2 protein-coding genes are annotated in these 1,263 nt (G+C 71.6%); both read left to right on the plus strand.

The genetic code is table 11. From position 1 onward, the window contains the following. Nucleotides 1–876 (plus strand): hypothetical protein (locus Q0L15_RS22430; RefSeq protein ID WP_296607082.1); only part of this gene is annotated, 876 nt, incomplete at its 5' end. Between the two features lie 83 nt (nucleotides 877–959). Further along, nucleotides 960–1,263, plus strand: a 304-nt coding sequence (locus Q0L15_RS22435; protein WP_296607083.1) for an aldehyde dehydrogenase family protein, incomplete at its 3' end; no start/stop codon positions are given.

Consider the following 1,263-nt stretch of genomic DNA (forward strand, 5'->3'; position numbering starts at 1 on the left):
AGCGGACGCGACTTCTACGAGGAGCTCGAGCTGCCCCGCTCCGTGCGCGACCGGATCGTCGTGGACGCGACGCCGTGGGTTCGACCGATGCTGGCCGTGCTGGACGAGTACCACCGCGCCTGCGTCCTGGTCGTCGACAAGGAGTCGGCTCGCACGTGGGAGCTGTTCGCGGACGAGCTCGAAGAGACGAGCACCCTGTTCGGAACGGCCCTGCGCAAGCCGCAGTATGCCGGCTGGCACGGGCTCCAGGAGTACCACGTTCGCAACAAGGCGGAGGAGCTCGCCAGACGGCACTTCCGCCGGGTCGCCACGGTGCTGGACGACTTCTTCCGGGAGGGGCGCTTCGAGCTCCTGGTCGTCGGTGGACACGACGTCGAGGTGTCGACCTTCGTGGAGTTCCTGCCGCGCCGGCTGCGCGAAGCCGTCGCGGGCACCTTCTCGATCGACCCCGGCACCGCGACCACCGGCGACATCCGCGCGAGCGCGGGGGCGATCGTCGAACGATACGAGCGGGAGGAGGAGCGCCGCGAGGTGGCCGACGCCTATCAGAAGCAGGCGGCCGGCGGCAACGCCGTCGTCGGGCTCGAACGCTGCCTCTGGGCAGGCTCGGTCGCCGCCGTCCAGCGACTCCTGGTGCACGAGGGCGCTACCGCCCCCGGGGTCGTCTGCGACGAGTCCGGGTGGCTGGCCGAGTCCGGCGACACGTGCCCGATCTGTGGACGACCCACCCGGCGTACCGACGACGTCGTCGACGAGCTGGCCCAGGCCGTGATCGACACCAGCGGCACGGTCGAGCACGTCGCCGCCGACACCCCGCTGAAGGAGGACGTCGCAGCTGCACACCTGCGCTTCCCGCTCCCGCCCTTGCCCGACTAGTCGTCATCGGGCCAGGAGGCCCGTTCCCCATCCAGCCGCACAGCCGCCGCACGGCGACGTCGCGGAACTTCCGGAGGCCGCTCATGTCGCAGTCCACCACCACCGCCGGGCACAGCTCCATCGCGACGGTGAACCCGTACACCAACGAGCTGGTGCGCGAGTTCCCCGCCATGGACGAGGCGGCGATCGATCAGACGGTCCACGCCGCCCACCACGCGTTCGCGGGGTGGCGCGCCACGCCCGGGGAGGAACGCGCGGCCAGGGTGGCCGAGGCCGCCCGGCTGATGCGCGAGCGCAGCGAGGAGCTCGCGCACCTGGTGACCCTCGAGATGGGCAAGCTGATCCGGCACAGCCGCACCGAGGTCGACCTGGCGGCGCGGATCCTGC

The organism is Nocardioides sp. (assembly GCF_024509035.1).
GTDB lineage: Bacteria > Actinomycetota > Actinomycetes > Propionibacteriales > Nocardioidaceae > Nocardioides.